This is a genomic window from Actinocorallia lasiicapitis, from assembly GCF_054778695.1.
The window spans coordinates 1-4345 of record NZ_BAAGZI010000454.1 but is presented as its reverse complement, the minus strand read 5'-3'; the positions used below and the strand labels follow the sequence as shown (position 1 = coordinate 4345).

Annotated in this window: 5 protein-coding genes; all 5 read right to left on the bottom strand. The window is 72.6% G+C overall.

Annotated features, from left to right (window positions below):
- A partial coding sequence (locus ACYVE7_RS30040; protein ID WP_460369416.1) for an ATP-binding cassette domain-containing protein occupies nucleotides 1-200 on the bottom strand: 200 nt, incomplete at its 3' end.
- Nucleotides 201-205: 5 nt separating this feature from the next.
- Nucleotides 206-1246: a FecCD family ABC transporter permease gene (locus ACYVE7_RS30035; RefSeq protein ID WP_460369414.1), complete on the bottom strand. Its 1041-nt coding sequence runs from the start codon at nucleotides 1244-1246 to the stop codon at nucleotides 206-208.
- 3 nt (nucleotides 1247-1249) lie between these two features.
- Complete coding sequence (locus ACYVE7_RS30030) at nucleotides 1250-2269, bottom strand: FecCD family ABC transporter permease (protein ID WP_460369412.1); 1020 nt, start codon at nucleotides 2267-2269, stop codon at nucleotides 1250-1252.
- Nucleotides 2266-3324, bottom strand: a complete 1059-nt coding sequence (locus tag ACYVE7_RS30025) for an iron-siderophore ABC transporter substrate-binding protein (RefSeq protein ID WP_460369411.1) — start codon at nucleotides 3322-3324, stop codon at nucleotides 2266-2268. Before ACYVE7_RS30025 ends, ACYVE7_RS30030 begins: the two co-directional genes overlap by 4 nt.
- Nucleotides 3325-3416: 92 nt before the next feature.
- The coding region (locus ACYVE7_RS30020; protein ID WP_460369410.1) for a TolB family protein at nucleotides 3417-4345 on the bottom strand (929 nt) is incomplete at its 5' end.

Sequence of the window (4345 nt, the reverse complement as noted above, 5' to 3'; positions counted from 1 at the left end):
TTGCCGTCCAGGGTGACGGCGCCCGCGGCGGGCGCCAGCAGCCGGGCGAGCGCCCGCAGCAGCGTGGACTTGCCGCAGGCGTTCGCCCCGACGATCGCGGTGATCCTGCCGGGCGGGACGGCCAGGTCGAGCCCGTCGACGACCGGGCGGTCGCCGTAGCCGAGGCTCAGCCCGTCGGCGCGCAGATCGGGTGTCTTCACGGTGTTCAGCCTCCAGAACCGGCGTTGTTCGCTCGGATGAGCAGCCAGAGCAGCACGGGCGCGCCCAGCGCGCCGGTGACGATCCCGACGGGCAGCTCGGTGCCGGGGATGAGGGTGCGGGCCGCCAGATCGGCGCCGACGACGATGACGCCGCCGGTGAGTGCCGAGGTGACCGGCGGGGGGAAGGGGGTGCCGGCGAGCCGCTGGGCGATCTGCGGGGCCATCAGCGCGACGAACGCGATCGGCCCGGCCGCGGCCGTCCCGAAGGCGATCAGACCGACCCCGGTGAGCATCAGCGCGAGCCTGACGAGCTGGACCCGGGTGCCGAGCCCGGCGGCGACGTCGTCGCCGAGCTGGAGGGTGCGCATCAGCCGGCCGAGCCCGAGCGAGACCGGCACGAGGAAGACCATCGCGACGGCGAGCGGCGCGGTCTGCTCCCAGTCGCGGCCGTTGAGGTTGCCGACGAGCCAGCCGAGCGCGGCTTGGGCCTGGAATTGGCCGCCCTTGGCTACCAGGTAGTCCGTGGCGCTGGAGCACATCCAGGAGACGCCGATGCCGATCAGGATGATCCGGTAGCCGGTGGTGCCGCCCTTCCACGCCAGCGCGTAGACCAGGATGGCCGTGGCGAGCCCGCCGAGCAGGCCGAGCCCCTGCAGCCCGAGCCCGGTGTCCCAGCCGAACATGATGGCGGCGACGACGGCGGTGCCCGAGCCCTCGGTCAGCCCGATGACGTCGGGGCTGGCCATCGGGTTGCGGGTCATGGTCTGGAACAGCGCGCCGGACAGCGCGAACGCGATCCCGACGAGCAGCCCGGTCGCCACCCGGGGCAGCCGCAGCTCCTGGACGATCAGCACGGTTCCCGCGTCGCCGGTGCCGAGGATCGCCCGGACCGCCTCGCCGAACCCGAGCGTGGTGTCGCCGATGGCGACCCCCATCCCCACCAGCACGAACGTGGCGGCGGCGAGCGCCAGGCAGACGGCGGCCAGCCGGGGCCGGAACAGGAAGGAGACCGGCGGCACCGCCAGCCGGACGGGAAGGACGGCCATCGCTCACACCTCCGCGAGCTTGCGACGGCGGACCAGGGCGATGAAGAACGGTCCGCCCAGGAACGCGATGAGGACGCCCGCCTGGACCTCCAGCGGCCGCCGGTCGAGCCGGGCGAGCAGGTCGGCGGCGTCGAGCAGGGTCGGGGAGATCAGCGCGGACAGCGGCAGCAGCCAGCGGTGGTCGGGGCCGAGCCCCGCCCACTGGGCCAGCACCCGCGCGAGATGCGGCACGATCAGGCCGAGGAACACGATCGGGCCGATCACGGCGACGGCCGCGCCGGTCAGCAGCATGACCGCGATCACTCCCTGCAGCCGGACCAGGCCGAGGTCGCGGCCCAGCGACGCGGCGACGTCCTCGCCGAGGGCGAGGCTGTTGAGCGCGGGCGCGCCGGCGAGGGCCAGCACGATCCCGACGGCCACGAACGGCAGGATCCGCCAGACGGAGTCGGCGTTCTGGTCGGCGAGCGATCCGGCCGACCAGAACCGGTAGCGGTTCAGCGCCTCCGGCTCGGTCAGCACGACCGCGCTGGTCAGCGAGGACAGCAGCGCGCTGATCGCCACTCCGGCGAGGGCCAGCTTGACGGGGGTCAGGCCGGAGCGGCCGAGCCTGCCGAGCGCGTAGACCACGGCGCTGGCGAGGAACGCGCCCGCGAAGGCGAACCAGATGTAGCCGTACAGGTCGGTGATGCCGAACACGCCGACGGCCAGCACGATCGCGAAGCCGCTGCCGGCGCTGACGCCGAGGAGCCCGGGGTCGGCGAGCGGGTTGCGGGTGAGCGCCTGCATCAGCGCCCCCGACAGCCCGATCGCCGCGCCGGTGAGCAGCCCGAGCGCCGTACGCGGCACCCGGACCTCCCACACGACGTTCTCGTACAGGCTGTCGACCGGACGCCCGATCAGGGCGTCCAGTACCTGGCCCAGCGGCACGTTCTTCGCGCCGAAGGACAGCGACAGCAGGCAGAGCAGGAGCAGCGCCGCGGTCAGCCCGGCCAGCAGCACGACCGGGCGCGGTCTCCTGGTCACTGAGGCTGCTCGACCTTGGTGGCGGGGTCGCCGTCGACGGCGGCCTTGAGCTGCGGGACCAGGCCGTCGAGCAGGAACGGCAGGCTGAGCACGGTCACGAACGACCAGGCGACGCCGTGCGGGGTGTTCTCGCCGACGAAGACCTCACGGCCCTCCTTGACGACCTTCAGGTCGCCGTACAGCTTGTCGGAGTGCAGCTTCGGCTCGTCCTTGGCGATGTCGCCGACGGTCCACACGGCGACGTCCTGGTCGAGCAGGTCAGTGCGCTCCTTGCTGAGCGAGGCGCCGAACTGGTCGCCGAGGGCCTTGCCGAGGTCTGCGGGCAGGTCGAAACCGAGCTGGCTGAGGGTGCGGGAGCGGGCGTCCTGGCTGCCGTAGACGAAGTAGCCCTCGTACGGGGTGGCGGAGATGGCCGTCTTGCCCTTGAACCCGGGGTTGTCCTCGCGGGCCTTGGCGAACTTCTGCTCGACCTCGGTGACCAGCTTGGCGGCCTCGTCGGACTTTCCGAGGGCCTTGCCGATGGTGACGGTCTGGACCTGCCACGGCACGCCGTAGTCCTTGTACTCCTTCGGCTGAGCGACGACGGGCGCGAACTTGGAGAGCTGCTCGTACTGCTTGTCGGTCAGGCCGGAGTACTGGGCGAGGATCAGGTCGGGCTTCAGCGCGGCGATCTTCTCGATCTGCGGTCCGGTGCCGGTGTCCTTGAGGAGGGTGGGGACGGGCGCGCCGTTGAGCCTGGAGGTCGCCCACGGGCCGATGGCGCCGTCGTAGCCGCCGAACCAGTCGGTCGTCGCGACGGGCACCTTGCCCAGCGCGAGCACGGCGTCCTGGTCGGTGAGGCCGACCGTGATGATCCGCTGCGGCTCGGCCCTGACCGTGGTCTCGCCGTACTTGTGCGCGATGGTCACGGGGAAGGCGGCAGCGGCGGCTCCGGTTCCCGCCGGTGCGACCGCGTCGTCCGGCTTCTGGGAGCCGCAGCCGGTGAGGGCGCCGGCGACGAGGGCTGCGGAGGCGAGCACGGCGGTGAGCCTGGCGCCGCGGGGGATGCCGAACATATGGGGGCCCTTCGGGATAGCCTTACCTAACTTAGGTAAGGCTAGACTAACTTGCCCGAGTTTGACCAGTTCAGCGGGTTCTGTCCGGTGGATCAGGTCCAGTTGGGGTGGCTGACGAACACTCCCTCGGGGGTCAGGACCTGATCGCCGCCCGACCCGTCGGAGCGGGCCGCCCAGATCCGCGGCAGGGTCAGCACACCCTTCACATAGGCGATCCAGCGGCCGTCGGCCGACCAGTTCGGGTCCATCTCCCGGCCGGGCGCGCCGGTGACGGCCTTCGCCCCGGAGCCGTCCGCGCCGATCACCCAGATGTCGTGCTCCTCACTCTGCTGGACGGGGCTGCGGGTGTAGGCGATCCGGGAGCCGTCCGGGGACCAGACCGGGTCGCCTGCCCGGTGGTCGGCGTCCTCGCGGGTGACCTGGACGGGCGACGGGCGGTCGGCCGCCGGGTCGAGCGTGAAGATCTGCGGGCGTCCGTCGACGTCGGCCCAGTAGGCGAGCCGGCCGGTGCTCGACCAGATCGGATCGTCCTTGCGGGCCTTGCCTTCGGTCAACTGGCGGAGGCCCGAACCGTCGGGCGCCGCCACGAACAGCTGGGCCGCGCCGTCCACGTCGCGCATGAACGCGAGCCGGGCGCCGTCGGGCGACCAGGACACACGGGTGCCCCGGCGGATCGCGATCCCCGTCGTGGTCGGTTCGCCGCCCGCTTCGGGGAGCAGCCAGACCGTGGACGCTCCGGCGACGGTCCGGGTGAACGCGATCCGCCGGGTCGTGGCGTTGTACTGCGGCAGGACGTCGCAGTGGTCCTGGGTCAGCGCGGTGTAGCCGGGCTGGCCCGGCACCAGCCGGACGATCCGCGACAGGCAGACCGGGTCGCCGATCGGCGTCAGGTCGAGCCGCGCGTAGATCGGCCGTGCGGGCGGGCCGTCCGCCGCCGACTCGCCGGATCCGGCGGGCGAGCCGTCCGGCCAGAGCTGCCAGACGGCCACTCCCCCGGCCGCCAGCAGCACCGCGACGACCG